The 19,067-nt window shown below is 53.8% G+C and carries 20 protein-coding genes; 7 read left to right on the top strand and 13 right to left on the bottom strand.

Annotated features, from left to right (window positions below; all coding sequences use genetic code 11):
• The first annotated feature begins 198 nt into the window (after positions 1–198).
• Positions 199–2,451, top strand: coding sequence for a UvrD-helicase domain-containing protein (locus tag EBAPG3_RS04975; protein ID WP_004174561.1), 2,253 nt, complete (start codon positions 199–201; stop codon positions 2,449–2,451).
• 8 nt (positions 2,452–2,459) lie between these two features.
• Here the strand turns inward: EBAPG3_RS04975 and EBAPG3_RS04980 are convergent, their stop codons facing one another.
• From EBAPG3_RS04980 to EBAPG3_RS04995, 4 genes are all read right to left on the bottom strand, one after another.
• Positions 2,460–3,182, bottom strand: coding sequence for a BPSS1780 family membrane protein (locus tag EBAPG3_RS04980; RefSeq protein WP_004174560.1), 723 nt, complete (start codon positions 3,180–3,182; stop codon positions 2,460–2,462).
• A gap of 58 nt (positions 3,183–3,240) precedes the next feature.
• Positions 3,241–4,191: a homoserine kinase gene (locus tag EBAPG3_RS04985; protein ID WP_004174558.1), complete on the bottom strand. Its 951-nt coding sequence runs from the start codon at positions 4,189–4,191 to the stop codon at positions 3,241–3,243.
• A 183-nt stretch (positions 4,192–4,374) separates the two neighbouring features.
• Positions 4,375–4,737 carry a DUF2782 domain-containing protein gene (locus tag EBAPG3_RS04990; protein ID WP_004174557.1) on the bottom strand — a complete coding sequence of 121 codons (363 nt, stop codon included), beginning with the start codon at positions 4,735–4,737 and terminating at the stop codon, positions 4,375–4,377.
• 53 nt (positions 4,738–4,790) lie between these two features.
• Entirely contained in the window at positions 4,791–5,519 is a 729-nt protein-coding gene (locus EBAPG3_RS04995) for an LOG family protein (RefSeq protein WP_004174555.1), read from the bottom strand.
• Positions 5,520–5,538: 19 nt separating this feature from the next.
• On the opposite strand from EBAPG3_RS04995, the gene polA reads away from it, so the two are divergent.
• From polA to rplS, 5 genes are all read left to right on the top strand, one after another.
• Complete coding sequence (polA, locus tag EBAPG3_RS05000) at positions 5,539–8,280, top strand: DNA polymerase I (protein WP_004174553.1); 2,742 nt, start codon at positions 5,539–5,541, stop codon at positions 8,278–8,280.
• Between the two features lie 238 nt (positions 8,281–8,518).
• The gene (gene rpsP / locus EBAPG3_RS05005) at positions 8,519–8,785 is read left to right on the top strand and encodes a 30S ribosomal protein S16 (protein ID WP_004174552.1); all 267 of its coding nucleotides are present in this window, start codon (positions 8,519–8,521) and stop codon (positions 8,783–8,785) included.
• A 22-nt stretch (positions 8,786–8,807) separates the two neighbouring features.
• Positions 8,808–9,320, top strand: a complete 513-nt coding sequence (gene rimM / locus EBAPG3_RS05010; RefSeq protein ID WP_004174551.1) for a ribosome maturation factor RimM — start codon at positions 8,808–8,810, stop codon at positions 9,318–9,320.
• Positions 9,321–9,322: 2 nt separating this feature from the next.
• Complete coding sequence (trmD, locus tag EBAPG3_RS05015; protein WP_004174550.1) at positions 9,323–10,093, top strand: tRNA (guanosine(37)-N1)-methyltransferase TrmD; 771 nt, start codon at positions 9,323–9,325, stop codon at positions 10,091–10,093.
• A gap of 41 nt (positions 10,094–10,134) precedes the next feature.
• A complete protein-coding gene (gene rplS / locus EBAPG3_RS05020; RefSeq protein WP_004174549.1) occupies positions 10,135–10,539 on the top strand; it encodes a 50S ribosomal protein L19 in 405 nt (134 codons plus the stop codon).
• A 177-nt stretch (positions 10,540–10,716) separates the two neighbouring features.
• On the opposite strand, the gene EBAPG3_RS05025 is transcribed toward rplS, so the two are convergent.
• Genes EBAPG3_RS05025 through EBAPG3_RS05035 form a run of 3 tightly spaced genes read right to left on the bottom strand, consistent with a single transcriptional unit; the run spans position 10,717 to position 12,298 of the window.
• The gene (locus EBAPG3_RS05025) at positions 10,717–11,334 is read right to left on the bottom strand and encodes a c-type cytochrome (RefSeq protein WP_227869273.1); all 618 of its coding nucleotides are present in this window, start codon (positions 11,332–11,334) and stop codon (positions 10,717–10,719) included.
• 5 nt (positions 11,335–11,339) lie between these two features.
• Entirely contained in the window at positions 11,340–11,825 is a 486-nt protein-coding gene (locus tag EBAPG3_RS05030; protein ID WP_004174547.1) for a DUF411 domain-containing protein, read from the bottom strand.
• On the bottom strand, positions 11,822–12,298 hold the full coding sequence (locus EBAPG3_RS05035) for a cupredoxin domain-containing protein (RefSeq protein WP_040851150.1): 477 nt from the start codon (positions 12,296–12,298) through the stop codon (positions 11,822–11,824). The genes EBAPG3_RS05030 and EBAPG3_RS05035 overlap by 4 nt, the downstream gene beginning before the upstream one ends.
• A 560-nt stretch (positions 12,299–12,858) precedes the next feature.
• On the opposite strand from EBAPG3_RS05035, the gene EBAPG3_RS05040 reads away from it, so the two are divergent.
• Complete coding sequence (locus EBAPG3_RS05040; RefSeq protein ID WP_004174542.1) at positions 12,859–14,079, top strand: hypothetical protein; 1,221 nt, start codon at positions 12,859–12,861, stop codon at positions 14,077–14,079.
• Between the two features lie 123 nt (positions 14,080–14,202).
• On the opposite strand, the gene EBAPG3_RS05045 is transcribed toward EBAPG3_RS05040, so the two are convergent.
• From EBAPG3_RS05045 to EBAPG3_RS05070, 6 genes are all read right to left on the bottom strand, one after another.
• Positions 14,203–14,757 (bottom strand): pseudouridine synthase, encoded by a 555-nt coding sequence (locus EBAPG3_RS05045; protein ID WP_004174540.1) that lies wholly within the window; start codon positions 14,755–14,757, stop codon positions 14,203–14,205.
• Between the two features lie 51 nt (positions 14,758–14,808).
• The gene (locus tag EBAPG3_RS05050; RefSeq protein ID WP_040851149.1) at positions 14,809–15,138 is read right to left on the bottom strand and encodes a DUF167 domain-containing protein; all 330 of its coding nucleotides are present in this window, start codon (positions 15,136–15,138) and stop codon (positions 14,809–14,811) included.
• 44 nt (positions 15,139–15,182) lie between these two features.
• Positions 15,183–15,755 (bottom strand): YggT family protein, encoded by a 573-nt coding sequence (locus EBAPG3_RS05055; protein ID WP_004174537.1) that lies wholly within the window; start codon positions 15,753–15,755, stop codon positions 15,183–15,185.
• A gap of 37 nt (positions 15,756–15,792) precedes the next feature.
• On the bottom strand, positions 15,793–16,605 hold the full coding sequence (proC, locus tag EBAPG3_RS05060; protein WP_004174536.1) for a pyrroline-5-carboxylate reductase: 813 nt from the start codon (positions 16,603–16,605) through the stop codon (positions 15,793–15,795).
• 260 nt (positions 16,606–16,865) lie between these two features.
• Positions 16,866–17,681, bottom strand: coding sequence for a bifunctional DNA-formamidopyrimidine glycosylase/DNA-(apurinic or apyrimidinic site) lyase (mutM, locus tag EBAPG3_RS05065; protein WP_085921910.1), 816 nt, complete (start codon positions 17,679–17,681; stop codon positions 16,866–16,868).
• A gap of 27 nt (positions 17,682–17,708) precedes the next feature.
• Positions 17,709–19,058, bottom strand: a complete 1,350-nt coding sequence (locus EBAPG3_RS05070) for a GldG family protein (protein WP_335582685.1) — start codon at positions 19,056–19,058, stop codon at positions 17,709–17,711.
• Positions 19,059–19,067: the final 9 nt, after the last annotated feature.

Here is a 19,067-nt window from a genome sequence, read left to right on the forward strand (position 1 = left end):
CGATAAGGGTATTTTTTTATTTGAAGAGAGGGGGCGATCCGCATCGCCGATCGCCTCCTCGGGCTGTTCTACTCCCTCCACTCCACGCCACGTGAACTTCACCCGAAATTCAGTATTTATTTGCCCTTCTTCCTTCTATACGGCTTGATGAAGCTCAAATAATTGCGGTGATATTTAAGTGGAAATAGTTTCCCTCCAATGTCTGCACTAATTTCAGAATTAAATCCTGAACAGCTTGAAGCCGTTACTTTGCCGCACCAGTCAGCGCTGGTGCTGGCCGGCGCAGGCAGCGGCAAGACGCGCGTACTCACTACCCGTATTGCGTATTTGATCCAGTCTGGTCAAGTCAGTCCTCACGGCATACTAGCTGTCACTTTCACGAATAAGGCGGCGAAGGAAATGCTTGTCCGCATTGCTTCCATGCTGCCGATCGATACCCGTGGCATGTGGGTAGGAACGTTCCACGGCCTGTGCAACCGCATGCTGCGCGCCCACCATCAGGATGCCGGGTTGCCGCAGGCTTTTCAGATTCTGGATTCCGCCGATCAGCTGGCGGTGATCAAGCGTTTGCTGAAGGCTCTGGGCGCGGACGACGAAAAGTTTCCCCCCCGCCAGGTGCAATGGTTTATCAATAATGCCAAGGAAGAAGGGCTCAGAGCCTCGCAGGTCGAAACTTACGACGATTTCGCACGCAAGATGGTGGAGTTTTATCGTTTCTACGAGCAGCAGTGCAATAAGGAAGGCGTGGTGGATTTTGCTGAACTACTGCTTCGAAGTTATGAGCTGCTGACACGCAACGAGCATTTGCGCGAGCACTATCGTGGCCGCTTTGATCATGTTCTCGTGGATGAATTTCAGGATACCAACCGCTTGCAATACAAGTGGCTGAAGCTGCTCGCCGGCAACCGGGCCGCGGTATTTGCGGTTGGCGATGATGATCAGAGCATTTATGCGTTCCGTGGCGCGAACACCGGTAATATGAAAGATTTCGAGAAAGATTTCCGTATCTCTAAAATCATCAAGCTGGAGCAGAACTATCGCTCGCATGGCAACATTCTGGATGCGGCCAACACGCTGATACGCAACAATAGCGGCCGACTCGGCAAAAATCTCTGGACATCGGAGGGCCATGGCGAACCAATACGCGTGTATAACGCTCCGACCGACTTTGACGAGGCTTCCTTCATCGTGGAGGAGGTGAAGTCGCTACGCGCCGAAGGCGTCGTCCTATCGCAGATAGCCTTGCTGTACCGTTCCAATGCACAGTCGCGCGTGCTGGAGCATGCTTTGTTCAATGCTTCACTGCCGTATCGGGTATATGGCGGCATGCGTTTCTTCGAACGCCAGGAAATCAAGCATGCCCTAGCATATCTGCGCCTGATAGCAAATCCCGAGGATGATAACGCACTGCTCAGGATTATCAATTTTCCCGTACGCGGGATCGGCATGCGCAGCGTGGAGCAGCTGCAGGACGAGGCCGGGCGGCAGGGCGGCAGTTTGTGGGCGGCAATGGGGCACAAGTATAGAGGTGATGCGGCCTTCGGCCCGAATTCGGGAGATAAAGCGCAGGTCAGGCTTGAGAGTAAACCGTGGCTGGACAAGCCAAAGAAAGGAGTTGAGGGTTTTGTTGCGCTGATCGAGTCGATGCGTCAGGTTTGCGAAAAATTGCCATTACCGGAAGTCGTCGAACATATGCTGGAGCATAGTAGATTGGCGGCATATTATCGCGCTGAGCGCGAGGGAGCGGACCGCCTGGAGAATCTGAACGAGTTAATCAATGCCGCCACCAGCTTCGTGCATGAAGCCGAGGATGACAGCCTCACGGCATTTCTGAGTCATGCATCGCTGGAAGCGGGCGAGCATCAGGCTGGTGGCGGTCAGGAAGCGCTGCAGTTGATGACGGTGCACTCCGCCAAGGGACTTGAATTTCACAGTGTATTTCTGAGCGGATTGGAAGAAGGTTTGTTTCCCCACGATAATAGCCGCAACGAAGTGGGGGGCGTGGAAGAGGAAAGGCGCTTGATGTATGTAGCAGTTACCCGGGCACGACGGCGCTTGTATCTGAGTTTTGCCCAAAGCCGCATGTTGCATGGGCAGACCCGCTATAACATCCCCTCTCGTTTTCTGCACGAAATTCCGGATAGTTTGCTCAAGTGGCTGCAACCCGTGCAAAAGGTGGCGATCAGGAATGAAGACTGGGGAACCGGAAGGAAAGGGTCAGGCCGGGTAATCCATGAGCCTGGTCATGGCGTTCCTGCTCGCCCAGCGGATATTCGAGATTCGGCGGCATCGCAATGGCGCATAGGACAGAATGTGACTCACGCCAGGTTTGGCGCGGGAGTGATAGTCAACTGCGAAGGTCACGGTGCGGATTCCCGTGTTGAGGTCAGGTTCGGCCGCACCGGCACGAAGTGGTTATTGCTCGAATATGCCAAACTGACACCTGCCTGATTCAACGCTCAGGCTAATGCGGCCGTATCTGCAAAAATATCCCTGTAGCTTGCGTAGATAGAGGCAAACAGGGTCGGCACCAGTATAAACAATCCCAGACCATAGGGCATCGCGGCGAGTATCACCAGCACCACCAGCGTAATGCCATAGACCTGGAACGCTATGATGTTCTTCAGGCAGGCAAGAAAACTTACCCGCATTGCATCTATCGCGGCCATGCCCTTGAATACCACCAGCAAAGGTGCGAACCAGGTAGCCATCATCAGCGGAATGGAAAGCGTCAGTCCTACCAGCGAGGCGGACAGCATATCGCCGGAGACATTTTTCAGCTCATTTTCGTCAACCCGTTTTCCTTCTATCAGCAGATCCATCAATACATCGCCTCCGACAAGCATGAACACCCCGAGAATGAGCACCTGTCCTACCAGATAAATTCCTCCTATCGTGATCAGCGGTCCAGGGGTGTTTCTGAAACCTGCAAGCAAATGCGCAATCTCCAGTTTCTCGCCCTGTTCCAAGGCCCTGCATCCTATCATCAGCCCCGCTAGAAACACGGGTGAAAGAAGGGTGAAAATAAATTGCCCCGCCATTGGAATAAGCGACAACGTGGCGGCGATAAGAAGCAAAGTGGCACACAGTAAAATCCACGTCAGCGGGATTTGGCGGAATATGTAAAAGCCGGTCACAATCCATTGCCACCCTTGTTTTGCATCGACCTGCCTGACTTCCATTTTCTTTATCTCCGGTAGAGTAGCGCCTGCTGTCCAATCCTGGCGTGCGGTTTACCGCTTACACCCAAACTTGTGCCAGTCTTGCGTGGGATGCCGCGTGGTTCTTCAATATGCGCATAAAGTGAGCGGGGTTCTTGGCATGAGTGAGTTCTCCCATGCGCGGCAAGTGATAATCGTGCAGCCGGGATAGCCAGAAGCGCAGAGCCCCGGCTCGCAGCATTATCGGCCAGGCGCCCCTCTCGATAGCGGTAAGCGGGCGGATCCGGTGATAGGCCTCGAGTAGCGACAGCGCACGTTTTACATCCAACTCGCTATCTTCACGCAGACACCAGTCATTGGCCGTAATGGCAATATCGTACAGCAACACATCATTGCAGGCGAAGTAGAAATCGATCACTCCCCCTATCGTATCGCCGGTGAATAGTACATTGTCGCGAAATAGATCCGCATGAATCACGCCGCACGGCAGATCATCGAAATGATACAGCGACTGAAAATGCAGTTCCTTTTCCAGAATCGTTATTTCTTCCGCCGTAAGAAACGGGATGACACTGGGGGCAGTGGCTTTGCACCATTCGGGACCTCGCGGGTTCTCCATTTTTTCGGGATAGGACAGACCGCACAGATGCATGTTCGCAAGGAGTGCGCCGACTTCGGCACAATGCGCGAGAGTAGGATGTTCCTGTGATTTGCCGGGCAAGCAGGTAACGATGCTCGCTGGTTTATGATTAAGCTCGCCAAGAAACCCGTGGTCAAGATTGGCTACCGGACAAGGACAAGGAATGCCGCGTTGCGACAAATATGCCATCAGATTCAGGTAGTACGGCAGATCGGACGAAGTCAGCTTTTCAAACAGGGTAAGAACATACCTCCCCTGGCTGGTGGTGACAAAGTAATTCGTATTTTCGATGCCGGAGGAGATGCCTTGCAGATTAGTCAGCGTGCCCAGCGGATAGTTTTTCAGCCATGCGGAAAGCTGCTGTTGGGTGACGGTAGTGAAGACGGACATGAGCGAGAGGAAAAGGGGGGAGAAGAAGTCGTATAAGACTCTGCGATCTTCTTGTTCTTTACCGCTATTTTAACCTAAATCCGGCGGTCGGCCGCTTCATTTTTCAGTTCATTCATCAATTGGCCGTCATGATCCGCATGGATTTTGCGCATCCCTGCGTCCTGCCCAATCACCGGATTGGATTTAGAATTGGCGCAGTATCCACATCGGAGGCCGGATATTCTGATCGAGCCCCCCGGAGCCGCCAGCGGAGAATGTCCCGTCCCCTTGGTTGTCGATCAGGTAATACGGCAGACCAATGCGGGGAGTCACTTTGATCATGTAGAGACGCCCATTGATACGATATTCCTCGATCTTATCCTCTCCGCGCCTGGTAATAGTAACTTGGGGTTCAAGCGCGGCATCATCCTGGTCGGCGCCCGGCGAAGGCAACGCTATTTCGGGCGGTTCCGGCACTTCAGGTATCGGCCGCAAGTCTTTGGGTTTGGATTGCGCCGCCGCCGACAGGGCAGCGCTCAATAACACGACGAGAATTATTAGACGCATGGCTGCTCCTGGCAGGGTCAACGCACCCATTCTATCTGAAAATGATACGGATTTTACAGATTGAGCTGAACTTCCCGTTCCGCTGCGGAAGGCTCGAAGCCGCTGGTTTCATAATACCGGAATATCGCCTTGACCACTTCGCGGGGTTCATCGATCACCTGTATCAAATCCATATCCTCCGGGGCGATCATGCCTTCGGTTACCAGGGTATGCCGCAGCCAGTCGATCATCCCGCGCCAGAAGTCCGAGCAAACCAGAATAATCGGCATTTTCCGGGTCTTCCCGGTCTGAACCAGCGTGAGCGCTTCCATGAGTTCATCCAGCGTGCCGAATCCACCCGGTAACACCACATAAGCCGTGGCAAACTTTACGAACATGTACTTGCGCGCAAAGAAATGACGGAAAGTCTGGCTGACGTCCTGGTAAATATTGCGATGTTGTTCGTGCGGGAGCTGGATATTCAGACCGATGCTCGGCGACGTGCCAAAATAAGCACCCTTGTTGGCTGCTTCCATGATCCCCGGACCGCCTCCCGAAATAACGGAAAATCCGGCATCCGACAATTGCCGGGCAATCTGCTCGGTTAATATATAGTTGGGATGATCGGGAAGCGTACGTGCACTCCCGAAAATGCTGACCGCGGGCCGAATCGAATTCAAGCGCTCCGTGGCTTCGACAAATTCTGCCATAATGCCGAACACGCGCCAAGATTCCCTTGCCGACCAGGTTTTTTCCCGAAAATCATTTGTCATGGTACGGGCTAACTTGTCTTGCGTGCTCATTGGAAACCTTTGGAGTTAAATGAAAACATTGTTGCTGGTTGATGGCTCATCTTACCTGTATCGCGCTTTCCATGCGCTGCCGGATTTGCGCAACCGCAATAACGAGCCAACCGGTGCGATTTATGGCGTGCTCAACATGCTGCGCCGTTTGCACAAGGATTACCAGGCCCATTATAGCGCGTGCGTATTTGATGCAAAAGGCAAGACTTTTCGCGACGACCTCTATGCGGAATATAAATCGCATCGCCCTCCAATGCCCCCCGATCTGGCGGCGCAGATTGCGCCCCTGCACGAGTGCATTATCGCCATGGGCTGGCCAATGCTGATCGTGGAAGGCGTGGAGGCGGATGATGTGATTGGTACGCTGGCTAAACAAGCCGTGCACGAAAACATGCGCTGCATCATTTCCACCGGCGACAAGGACATTGCGCAACTGGTGAATCCGCAAGTGACGCTGATCAATACCATGAGCAACGAAACGCTCGACGAAGCGGCAGTGCTTGCCAAATTTGGTGTGACACCAGCACGCATGCTCGATTATCTGGCATTGGTGGGTGACGCGGTGGATAACATTCCGGGCGTGGAAAAAGTGGGTCCCAAAACTGCGGTGAAATGGCTCACCCAATATGGCACATTGGATAATCTCATCGCGCATGCCAATGAAATTGGCGGTGTAGTAGGTGAAAATTTGCGTGCGGCGCTCGCTTGGCTGAGTCGAGCGCGTGAATTACTGGCCATCAAGTGCGACGTCGCATTACCTGTCGATGTACACGATCTTGGGCTGCAACCGCAGCATACCGCAAAACTGGCCGAGTTGTATGAGCGGCTGGATTTTAGAACCTGGTTGCGGGAAATGCGGCAGGAGGCGGACTCAGCGAGTCCGCAAGTGATCGGCGATACGCCCTTGGCCGCCGGGTATCAGCCAGTGGATGCGAATCGGCGATCTTCGGCTACGTCAGGGGACTATCAGATCATTTTGACCCAGTCCCAACTGGATGAATGGATCGCACGTATCTATGCCGCGCCACTGGTTTCGCTGGATACGGAAACCACCGGGCTGGATCCGATGCAGTCGCAACTCGTCGGAATCTCGTTTTCCATTGAGCCTCATCAGGCGGCTTATCTGCCGCTGACGCACCGGTATGCAGGCGCCCCACCGCAACTGCCGGTCGATCTCGTGATCAATAAACTCAAACCATGGCTGGAAGATGCGGGCAAACCCAAAGCGGGACAGAATCTCAAGTATGACAAGCACATTTTTGCGAATCATGGCATTACTTTGAACGGAATTGTCCACGATACACTATTGCAGTCCTATGTATTGGAATCCCACCGTCCGCACGATATGGATAATCTTGCGTTGAGGCATCTTGGAGCCAAAACCATTAGCTATGATGAGGTCACCGGCAAGGGGGCCGGGCGTATAGGTTTTGATCAGGTGGATATCGAACGCGCGATGCAATATGCGGCGGAAGATGCCGATATCACGCTGCAACTACATCAGCACATGTACCCCGAAATAATGAAGGACGAAAAGCTCGATTATATCTATCGCGTACTCGAAATGCCGGTACTGAACATCCTGTTTGAAATGGAGCGTAACGGCGTATTACTGGACTTGAAATTACTGGAAATCCAAAGCCGCGAACTGGGTGAGAAAATGCTGTCGCTGGAAAGCCAGGCCCACGCTATTGCCGGGCAGCCATTTAATCTGAATTCACCCCGGCAAATTCAGGAGATACTGTTCAACCAGCTCAAGCTTCCCGTTATCAAGAAGACGCCAAGCGGGACACCGTCCACCGACGAAGACGTGCTGCAACAGCTCGCGCTGGATTATCCCCTGGCAAAAGTCCTGCTCGAATACCGCGGGCTTGCCAAGCTCAAATCCACCTACACGGACAAGCTGCCGCGCATGGTGGATGCCGCCACCGGACGCGTGCACACCAATTATGCGCAGGCGGTAGCGGTGACCGGGCGGCTCGCGAGCAATGAGCCCAACCTGCAAAACATTCCGGTACGCACCGCCGAGGGACGCCGTATCCGCGAAGCATTTATCGCTGCACCGGGGCATCGCATTATCTCCGCGGATTATTCGCAGATCGAGCTGCGCATCATGGCGCACATATCGCAGGATGCGGGATTGCTCAAAGCGTTCGCCGCAGGCGAGGATATACATCGCGCGACCGCCGCGGAAGTGTTTGGTGTCGCGCTGGAAGCGGTGAACAATGAGCAGCGCCGCTATGCAAAAATCATCAACTTCGGGCTGATTTACGGCATGTCCGAATTCGGCCTCGCCTCGCAGCTCGGGGTTGAACGCTCAGCCGCACGTGCGTACATGGACCGGTACTTTGCCCGTTATCCGGGGGTTGCGAATTACATGCAACATACCAGGGAGACCGCCAGAAAAACCGGTTACGTCGAAACCGTATTCGGACGCAGGCTGTGGCTGCCGGAAATCAATAGTTCCAACGGTAATCGCAGACAAGGAGCGGAACGTGCAGCAATCAATGCCCCCATGCAAGGTACTGCGGCCGATATCATCAAGCTTGCCATGATCGCGACGCATGGCTGGCTGGCCAAAGCGGGCTTGCGGAGCAAGCTGATCATGCAAGTCCATGACGAGCTGGTACTGGAAGTGCCGGATGATGAAACCGGAACTGTAAAGGATGAACTGCCGCGGCTAATGGGTGGCGCGGCGAAACTCGACGTGCCGCTGCTGGTGGAAGTGGGGGTAGGCCCGAATTGGGAGCAGGCGCATTAGATTAAGGTGCTCTTCAACAAATCTCCCATGGAGCGTGTTTTCTTCCAATGGGGAGTATGTGATACCGTCGGGCAATATTATCCTGAATCCTGCATACCACAAAAAATCTTTGTGAATCATGGTGCTTAACTCGAAAATCAATGATCAACCACCGAATTTGGGAGTATAACTTGCTAATAGGGCAAAAATTACCGTAAAATCACACCCTTTTCGGTTCCGGACCCACATAGGCATATACATGGTCATTATTCGACTGGCGCGAAGCGGTGCCAAGAAACGCCCGTTTTTCAATATGGTAGTAGCGGATTCCCGAGACGCCCGGGACGGCAAGTTCATTGAGCGCATTGGCTTTTATAACCCTAGGGCGGCTGAAGGCGAAGAAGCATTGCGTGTTCAATTGGATCGTGTCACCCATTGGCAATCGCAGGGTGCACGGCTATCCGATACCGTTACAAGGTTGGTCAGGCAGTTTGGTGCAAAACAAAAAGCCGCGGGAATTACCTAAATCAGGCGAAGCAGTCGAGCCAATGGTGGTGATGGGGCGTATTATCGGCCCCTTCGGTGTGTCAGGCTGGATCAAGGTTTTTCCCTATACTGAATATGTGGATGGACTGCTTGACTATCCGGTCTGGTGGCTGGGTAAAGGCAATGGGGAATGGCACGAAGTAAAAGTCACCGGATGCGAAGTTCACGGGAGTACATTGACGGCCGCACTTGAGTCATATGCCGACCGTACTGCGGCAATGCGGTTGAAGGGTAAGCAGATCGCGGTACCTCGCAGCCAGTTGCCGAGTTTGTCCAAAAGCGGTAAGGATGGCTATTACTGGTCGGATCTGATCGGCCTTGAAGTCATTAATCTGCGGGATGAGGAATTGGGGAAAGTGACCGGACTACTGGAAACCGGCGCCAACGATGTGCTTCAAGTGCAAAGTCCGATGGAAGGTGAAAAGGAGCGATTGATTCCTTTTGTCAGTCAGGTGATCGTTAAGGTGGATCTAAAGGCTTGCCGGATAACGGTGGACTGGGGCATGGACTACTAGCCGTGGCTTTTGAGTTCGACGTCATTACACTGTTCCCCGAAATGTTTGATGCCGTCACCCGATACGGTATAACCGGCAGGGCGAAAGAAAACGGGATCTACCGGTTGCATACCTGGAACCCGCGCGACTTCACTGAAGATAATCACCGTACGGTGGATGATCGTCCTTATGGCGGCGGCCCGGGAATGCTGATGCTGGCACAGCCGCTGGAAAAAGCCGTCACCGCGGCAAGGATCAGGCAGGCAGGTAATGGCATTAACGGGACGAAGGTAATCTATCTTTCTCCCCAGGGGCGGCTGTTGAACCATGACCTGGTGATGGAGCTGTGCGAACTGCCATCATTGGTGCTACTCGCCGGGCGCTATGAAGGCGTGGACGAGCGCTTGATAGCGCGTGAGGTGGATGACGAAATTTCCATCGGCGATTATGTGCTCTCTGGAGGAGAGCTCGCGGCAATGGTGCTGATAGACAGTATGGTGCGGCAAATGCCCGGTGTGCTGGGAGACGCTGACTCAGCCGTTCAGGACTCATTTGTGAGTGGACTGCTTGATTTTCCCCAGTACACGCGACCGGAAGTCTATCAGGGAGAATTCGTGCCGGAAGTTCTCATGTCCGGCAATCACGCCGGCATCAGACGCTGGCGTTTGCGGCAATCGCTGGGCAGGACATGGCTGAGACGGCCGGATCTGCTGGCGCTGAAAGTTGAACGGGGCTTGACCGGAGAGGAAGCGGAATTGCTGGAAGAGTTCAAGCACGCCCATGAATCGAATTGAAATCAACAGAAACCAAGTGAAATAAAGTAAGGAGTGGCAAAATGAATTTGATCGAACAACTCGAAAACGAAGAAATCAGCCGTCTTGGCAAGACAATTCCGGATTTTGCTCCCGGAGATACGGTAATCGTTAACGTTAAAGTGGTTGAAGGCGACCGTAAGCGCGTGCAAGCCTATGAAGGCGTCGTTATCGCTAAACGCAATCGCGGCCTCAATTCGGCTTTTACCGTGCGTAAGGTATCCAGCGGCGAGGGTGTGGAGCGGACTTTCCAGACCTACTCACCGCTAATTGCCAGCGTGGAAATCAAACGTCGTGGGGATGTCCGCCGCGCCAAGCTATATTACCTGCGGGATCGTTCCGGTAAGTCTGCCCGCATTCGCGAGAAGCTTCCGGCTCGTGCTGCAGCAAAGAATGCGGTGCCGAAAATAGGGCCGGCCCAAGGTTAGATTGCAATGCCCCTGATCCTGTAGGGGCGCCGGGGTCGGCATCGGGGGGCTCCATGGCTCATATGCGATGCCCAGTGCCCCGCCCGCGTGCATAGGCGATCCCGGTCGCAACTTCATAGGTAGCCAATGCTGGCACCTGCCCAGCCTAACCACCCATCACATTCAATCCTGTTTCGGTTACGGTTTATTCTCGATTTCCTTGTGCCAGATATCGTGGACTTCGTCTGGCCACAGTGATTTGATCCAGACAATCACGTCATCGATTTGCTGATTTGTCAACTTGCCATCCCACGCTGGCATGCCGCCGATATCCGCCGGACTGCCTACCCGGATCATTCTTTCCAGTGTCTCGGTTGAGTGATGCCAAGCGTGGGCAGTGCCATCCAGTGGCGGTGGCGGGTACCTGCCGTCAGCTCCCGGATTTCGCCAGCCTGGCGTGCCTTCCCCATTTGGTCCATGACAGTTGGCGCAATTCGTGCGATAAACAACCTCACCGCGCTTTATTTTCTCCGGATCCAGCTTACGGGCCGCCAGGTTTTTTGGCTCCACCGGCGCCGCGACAGATGGTGCCGGTTCGGCAGGGGGCGTGGTTGAGCCGGCAGAGGGCACGTCCGGTGCGGCAGTTGCGGGCGCTGGTGCAGCAGCGGGCGCCGACGCAGCGGCAGGAGGCTTCGATTCACCGCAAGCAGCGATAAAGACAACTGTCATGCCTGCCAGAAGAAAATAACGGAGGCCCATGCTGGCAAATTTTCTTTGCTGGTTCGCAGGAGTAGCGACAGTGAGAGGAGATTTCATGCTCATCATTTCAATCTCATCAGGGATTCTTTGGGGTCAGATGGAAGATGGCGGCTGTACACAGTAGTATCGCCTTGCTTATTGATTAGAAGCACATCATAAGGATCGCTGCGCGCGCCCTCCATACCGGGGGAGCCGTGAGGCATGCCCGGAGCGGTCAGGCCAATAGCGCGGGGACGTTCTTTAAGAAACCGCCTGATGTCCTGCGCGGGCACATGACCTTCAATCGCATAACCATCAACCAGAGCGGTATGACATGAACCAAGCGTGGTGGAAATACCTGCACGCTCGCGTACCTCCTTGTTGCCCACATCATGGGTATTGACGGTAAAGCCATTCGCACGCATATGGTCGACCCATTTTGCGCAGCACTTGCAGGTTGCGCTCTTGTAGACTTCGACTGTTGTTGTCGCACCAGCGCTGGCAGCAATAGCCGACAAGACACCGATCAGAATAGATCCGGCGATTAATGTGTGAGTTGGTTTCTTCATTTGGCCTCTACTTTGATTGTTCCTTTCATACCCGGAAAATTCATACCCTTGAAGTGACCCGGCAGCGGGCAGGCGAAGTCGACTATGCCGGCTTCAGTGAAATGCCATACCAGTTCCCCGGTCTTGCCCGGACTGACGGAAATCATATTGGGTTCATCGGGATGCTCCATATCGGGGAATTTTTTCAACATTTTCCCATGCTTATCGATATCCTCGGGAGTACTAATCATCATTTCGTGTTTTTTCTTGCCGGTGTTCTTAAGCACGAATTTAATTGTTTCACCCTGTTTCACGTCTATTTCAGATGGTTTAAAGCGGTTATCCACCATGGTTATTTCAATGGTGCGCGACACCTTGCCGGGATCGCCGGGGCTGCCGACAATACCTTCGCCCCCCGGACGATTTTCATCAGCAGAGGTTCCGGCCGAGATCAAGCTCAAGACTAACGCAGATGCGATCAATAGGTGTTTCATGTGATCCTCCTTTCTGTAGAGATTCCGCGTCACCTTCTTTCTTTTAAGCATCAATCTTATTATTTATCCCAATATAGCAAAAAAATGCGCAGTCGCCCATTTTAGTCTATCTGATGTGCTTTTCGTCGCGGGGCACGAATGTATTTATTTCCTTGTGCCGTTATCAATGGTTAAAATGTCTTGATGACAAGGATTGGCAAGATGTAGTGTCACGCCGTGATAGACTGAAAAGCGGTTCTGGAGTTCCTATGCTTTGATCATTTCATCGGCTTGGCAGCCCGGGGATTTGAAGAATCGAAGCGAAAAGAAGGGCCGGGCCACGATAGATATTGAGAATTTTCTGAAAGTGAAAGCGGTAGTTGTTCCATCGGCCAAAAAAAGCGGCGAAATATAGACCAGCCAGCCGCCAAGCGTCTACAGGCTGGAATAAACAAGCTCCACATAACCCCGTTACAAATTTGGCGAATGCTATGCTACGAGCCGAACCGGCCGCTCTATATAAGCGCCATGCCTATATTTATTCGATATGACAAAAACTTGTCCGCTGCTTCCCTGCTGAGATGAAAACATTGCATATAGGCATCCTTTGCCCCCCATACCGGTTATGCTTGACCTTGTGTCTTGTATCCGCGTTCGCGCTCTCAGGCTGTGTATCGCCCATTGCGCTCAATCGCGCAGTCGGTGCCTATGATGAGGCCATTACCAGTGCTGCCTCCAGACAGCTATTGACTAATATCGCCCGTGCCCATCACCATCAACCGATACATTTTACGGGGGTATCGAACGTCGCGGCTACCTTCGATTTCCGCTTCAGCGCAGGTGCCACTCCCGCGCTGGGAGGGCTCGCCGGGCAGGTATTGATGCCGATATTTGGCGGCAGCGTCGCGGAAAACCCCACCATCAGCATTGTCCCGATCGAAGGCGAGGAATTTACCAAGCGGCTGCTGACCCCATTTCAGCAAAGCAAACTCATGCTTCTGCTCCGTCAACGCTTCGATATCGATCTCCTGTTGAGGTTGATGGCGCAGGAAGTGCGCATTGAGGGTTCCACACAACAGGGCGCGTATCGAAACAGGCCTTCCGATTCATCGGGCTACGAAGTATTCCGTCGCGTGGTGCTGCATCTTTCGGCCATTCAAGACCAGAACCAGCTCTATGCCGAACCGTTGAATCTGGAACGTACTTGGATCATTCCTGCCGGTGCCGTTTCGGCAGAAGGCTTTCAGGCTCTGGAGAGAGAGTATTTTGTGCTCTATAACAAACACGACAGTACCTATACGCTTCGTAAACAAGTGCCGGGCCCGATTCTCATCACCAACTATGATCCGGACACGCTGTCCCCGGAGGAACGTGCGCAGTTAAACAATGAAGCAGGAACCTGGAACATCCACGATGTTGCTTTCGATATTCGTCCTGATCATCCTGGGGGGGGATGGCCAATGAGAGGAACTTTCCGTCTCAGAAGCTTCCACAAAATTCTCAATTTCCTCGGCCATTCTCTCGGCGACGAGCCGGAGTACCATGTCGAGAAGGATATGCGGACCCCCGCCATTAAAGGTGACGAAAATCCGATCGCCACCATGGGACTCGTGGTGTCGGATTCGCCACCATCGGAAGCCGATCTTTCGATCCGTTCGCATAATCGGTACTACTCGGTGGATACCGTTGGTCCGCTCGCTCGTTGGAACCGGGATGCTTTCCAGATGTTGTACTTGCTGTTTCAAATGACCATCACCGATTTGCCGCGCACCGGCGTACCCAGTATCACGATTGCCAAGTAATCCGTTCTCTTCGAGAATTGCTGCGAACGATGGGCATCACCGGGAAAGAGCAAGCAGGGGACAACGCATACAGGATTTTCGATCTCCCCATAATGTGACTGACAGAGGCGTTCCTTAGGTACTCTAAGGCGGCGGCTGCATATTTGAAAAGCGCCATTCACCCGGTGCGAGGCCGTGCAGGGAATAGGTGCCGATAGCCTGGCGGATCAGCCGCAGCGTCGGAAAAGAGACAGCTGCCGTCATATGGCGCACTTGACGGTTCTTGCCTTCCATGAGTGTCAATTCAATCCATGAAACGGGAATATTTTTTCGGAAGCGAATGGGCGGTATGCGCGGCCAGAGGCTATCCGGTTCATCCATAGGGCGCACCCGGGCGGGCATTGCCTTGAAATTTCTCGTCATCACACCCTGGCGCAGCTTATCCAGCGCAACTTCATCGGGCACACCCTCTACCTGCACCCAGTACGTTTTCGGTAGCTTGTGCTCAGGATGGCTGATTCTATTTTGCAATTTGCCATTATTGGTGAGGAGTACCAGGCCTTCGCTATCGGCATCGAGTCGTCCGGCAGGATAAAAACCGGGCAGCGGTATGAAATCCTTGAGAGACTTGTATCCGGCTTCGGGCGTGAACTGGCAAATAACTCCGTAAGGTTTATTGAAAAGAATCAAACGAGACATGGTTTTTGTCGGCGGGACTGCATCGCATTTGCGGGCAAGGTTGGGCAGGAGTTAATCCGTTTCGGAATTGGCTGTCTTAAACAATACATCCGGTTCCAGCACCGTTTGCCGGATTTCAACCACTTTGCGACGGGATTTGACTCCGTGTTTGAGTGTTACCTGACGTAGCGGCACGCTAAAAATCATAGCGAGGAACTCCAGCAGTGCGGTGTTGGCCGCACCTTCCACTGGTGGGGCGGCAAGCCTTATCTTTAGCGCGTCGCCATGCAGCCCAACGGCTTCGGTGCGTTTAGCGCCGGGTTGTATATGAAGAGTAAGGATGAGCCGCCGACCGCTATCCGTGCGGCGGTGCCAGGTATTGTGCAGCAATGCTGGCGACATGAAGAAGCTCCCGTAAAGTATCAATGCTTCGACATACTCATACATCAGAACAGGAGAGAGATCTCCTTGCCTGCACCCGCTACGACAAACAGCAGTAATTGGATAATCACCAGCACAAACAGGGGGGACAAGTCGACATTGCCGATGGGTGGAATACGCCTGCGGATAACGACGAGGAATGGCCGTGTGAAGCTGTCGAGCGTTGGGGCAAAGGGAGTGTGAGGGTTGAACCAGGAGAGTACCGCCTGCATGATGATCGCCACCAAAATAATATAGAGCGTCATTTTAATAATTTCTATCAATCCGAGCAGCGCCAGTCCCATGATCGCAATACCGACAGTCGATCTGAACTCATACCCTTGAAGCATGAGCACGCCGGTTAGCAGAATGCATTGCGCGAGCCATGCCAATAACAGCGTGGAAAGATCCATTCCGCTATATCCGGGGATTACCCGGCGTGCGGGCCGTACCACAAAATCGGTAAGTGCCACGAGAAATTGGGACAGCGGATTGCGGTAGGGTGCGCGTAACAGCTGCATGTAAAAACGCAGCAATAGCGCCAGGGAAAATAGACCCAGCAGGGTGTCGAGCAGAAATATCAGTATCTGGTTGAGCATATACGTTCCTGGAAAACAATAACCTGTACGGCGGATTTTATGTCTCGCCAAACTCGTCGCCCAATTCACGCGAGCGCTGGCTTGCCCCATGTATCGCATGCACGATCGCATGCTTGACGCCGGCGTTTTCCAGGGTCTGTATCGCGCGCTCCGTGGTACCCCCCTGGGAAGTTACGCGAGCTCGGAGCGTGGCGACGTCATCGCCGCTTTGATTCGCGAGTTCCGCCGCGCCGAGAAAAGTAGCCAAACTCAACCGCCGCGCCTGGCTTGCATCCAGCCCCAGCTCCTGTCCCGCCTTCTGCATGGCCTCAATGAAATAAAATACATAAGCCGGGCCGCTGCCGGAGACGGCCGTAACCGCATCCAGCAATTCCTCGCGATCGCACCATAGCACGGAACCGACCGCGCCGAGTATAGCCTCGGCGTTATGCTTTTCCTCCATACTCACCCCCGGTAGCGCGTAGAGGCCGGTGACAGCCGCGCGAATCAGTGCCGGCGTATTGGGCATGGCTCGTACCACGCGGGCGTAACCACTCATCCAGCGGCTTATATCGGTGGCGCGAATGCCGGCGGCAATAGAAATGACCAGCTGATTTCTGAGCTGTGACGCAAGCTCCCGCGCCACGCCTGAAAGCTGCTGCGGCTTTACCGCCAGCAGGATGACGTCGCTGCCGGATACGCCTTTGGCAAGTTCCGCAACGGTTTCCACTTTAAATGCGTGTTTTATTTTCTCACGCCTTTCGGCGCTGATTTCAACCACCCGTATTTGTCCGGGTGAATAACCTTGCTGCAGCAGCCCGCCGATCAAGGCGGATGACATATTGCCGCCGCCGATAAATGTAATGTTCATGGGAGTCCTGTGATGTGAAATCAGACATTTCGCCGGATGATCCAGCCGAGTGCAGGGCGTCACAGCGAAGCGCATTACGCCGTATGAGATTCTCTCATATCAGTGCCTTACCTGATTATCCTAAATCAGGTAGTTGATCGCACATTTCCCGATTTGGCGCTATGCTACATGAGCACTTTTGCACACTACTTGATCTTCACCTGGCAGGCGCGGCGCAATGCGCTGTGCTTATTACATGCGTTTTCTGCCCCTTACAGGGGCTACCGTTGACAATGCGGACAATAGAAACTTGAACGCTGTCCCTGCCTGGTTTGCTCGATTGCGGTACCGCACTTCCGGCACGGCTGCCCATTTCGCTGATACACCCAATACTGTTGCTGGAAGTAGCCGGGACTCCCGTCGCTGTTGACGAAATCGCGCAAGCTGCTGCCGCCCGCTTCGATCGAGAGATTAAGCGTTTCCTTTATCGCTTGTGCCAGTTTCTCATACCTGCGCATACTGATCCGCCCTGCGGGGGTCAAGGGACTAATGCCCGTGCTGAAGAGCGCTTCGTTTGCGTAGATATTGCCAATGCCGACGACAATGCGGCTGTTCATCAGCACATCCTTGATGCTGGCCCTGCGGCCTCGGGTCCTTTCGTACAGCAATCTCCCGTCGAACGCTTCAGTAAGCGGTTCAGGCCCAAGTTGGGCCAGCAAAGCATGGTGCGTGACATCACCGGTTGCCCACAGCACTGCGCCAAAACGGCGCGGATCCTTGAAACGGAGAATCATGCCGGTATCCAGTATCAGATCGACATGATCGTGTTTCTGGGGTGGCGTGGCAGCGGGAAGCAACCTCAAGCTGCCGGACATGCCGAGATGCAGGATCAGCGTTCCGTTGCCACAGTCGAACAGGAGGTATTTGCCTCGCCGGGTTACGGCATTGATTTTCAACCCGCGAAGTGTGTGCCCAAGATCGTGAGGTACCGGCCAGCGTAGGCTTGGATTTCGTAGCGTGGCACCCACGAAATGGTGTCCCTCCAGGTGAGAGACGATGCCACGACGGGTAACTTCGACTTCAGGTAGTTCAGGCAACTGGAATACCTCTGCAAAGTTCGGGGTTCATCTTCTTGCGCGCAGCCACCAAATAATTAATCCGCTTGCCAGGAAAGCCAACGGCAGGAGGATGAGAAATCCGCCAGCGATGATGATAAGCACCGATTCACTTAATACCAGGTTGTTATCGAGGGTGGCTCGGGGTTGAATAATAATGAGATTCTCGTCGCCGGCAAGCCAGTTGACCAGATTAATGCCAAAATCCAGATTATTGCCGTTGCCCAGATACGTATTGGCAAGAAAATTCCCGCTGCCGATGACCGCGATGCGCTGTTCGCGGTCGTGCAGGGTGCGGCTGAGAGTGGCGGCGATGCTTACGGGACCGGGCACATCATACATCTTGTCGAAGACGATGGGGGAATCCAGCTTGCCGGTTTCCACCCATCCGCTGGATGCAGTCTCCACCAGCGAAATGCTATGCCATACCTCATTTTCATTGACGATTATCTGACGGGCAAAAGGAAACATCGTGATATAGTCAAAATTGCGCATGACCGGATGCTGTCCATAATTGGCGCCTAACGCGACGGTAACAGGCAATTTCAACTGCCGGGCCTGGGGATCAACCACCACGCCCGGTGAAAGCGTCAATTCCAGTTTCTCGGCGAGCGGCTGCAAGCCGTGCAAGGGACCCTCGTCGATAAGCCACAGCAGGTTGCCGCCGCGGCTGATATACGCAAGCAATTTGTCCACTTCTTCTTCCCGCAGGTCAATTTGCGGAGAGGCAATCACGAGCACACTCGTGTTAATCGGTACATCGGGGACAATGGAGAGACGCAGCGTCCCGGTCTTGAATCCTTTCGCCATCAATTGCTTGCCGAATTCTCCCAGGTCATGATTCGCGATACCATCCAGCTTGCGCTCCCCATGGCCGCTGAGCATCGTCACTCGTTTTTCCCGGGGGCGCGCCAGCCGCATCAGTAGATGGGTAAACGCCTGCTCGTTGAATGTGCTGAGGTGTTCACGTCTGCCATTAAAGGTGACCACCATTTCCCCGTTGACCTGGACGCCCGCTTCCTGGGTGAGTTTCGGCTGCTCGGTGGGATCGATGAATGTGACCGTGAAGTCGGGTTTGACACGCTGATAACGCGAGAGGAATTCACGGATAATTTTACGAATATTTCCTGATTGCGCGTCTTGAGCCGTGACGTAGACGGTGGCGTTAAGCGGGCCGTTGATTTTTTCCAGTACATCCACGCTTGCCTGGCTCAGGCTGTTGCGCCCATTCTGACTGATATCCCACTGAACACGGGTTTCACGCGCAAGGTAGCCCAGCAGTCCGGTCAACAATACCAGCAGCACCATGAACACGCCGTTTTGCATTAACCAGTAAGTGCGCCGTTTCTGAGTGACCATGGTCATGCG

Origin of the sequence: Nitrosospira lacus (assembly GCF_000355765.4) — a bacterium.
GTDB lineage: Bacteria > Pseudomonadota > Gammaproteobacteria > Burkholderiales > Nitrosomonadaceae > Nitrosospira > Nitrosospira lacus.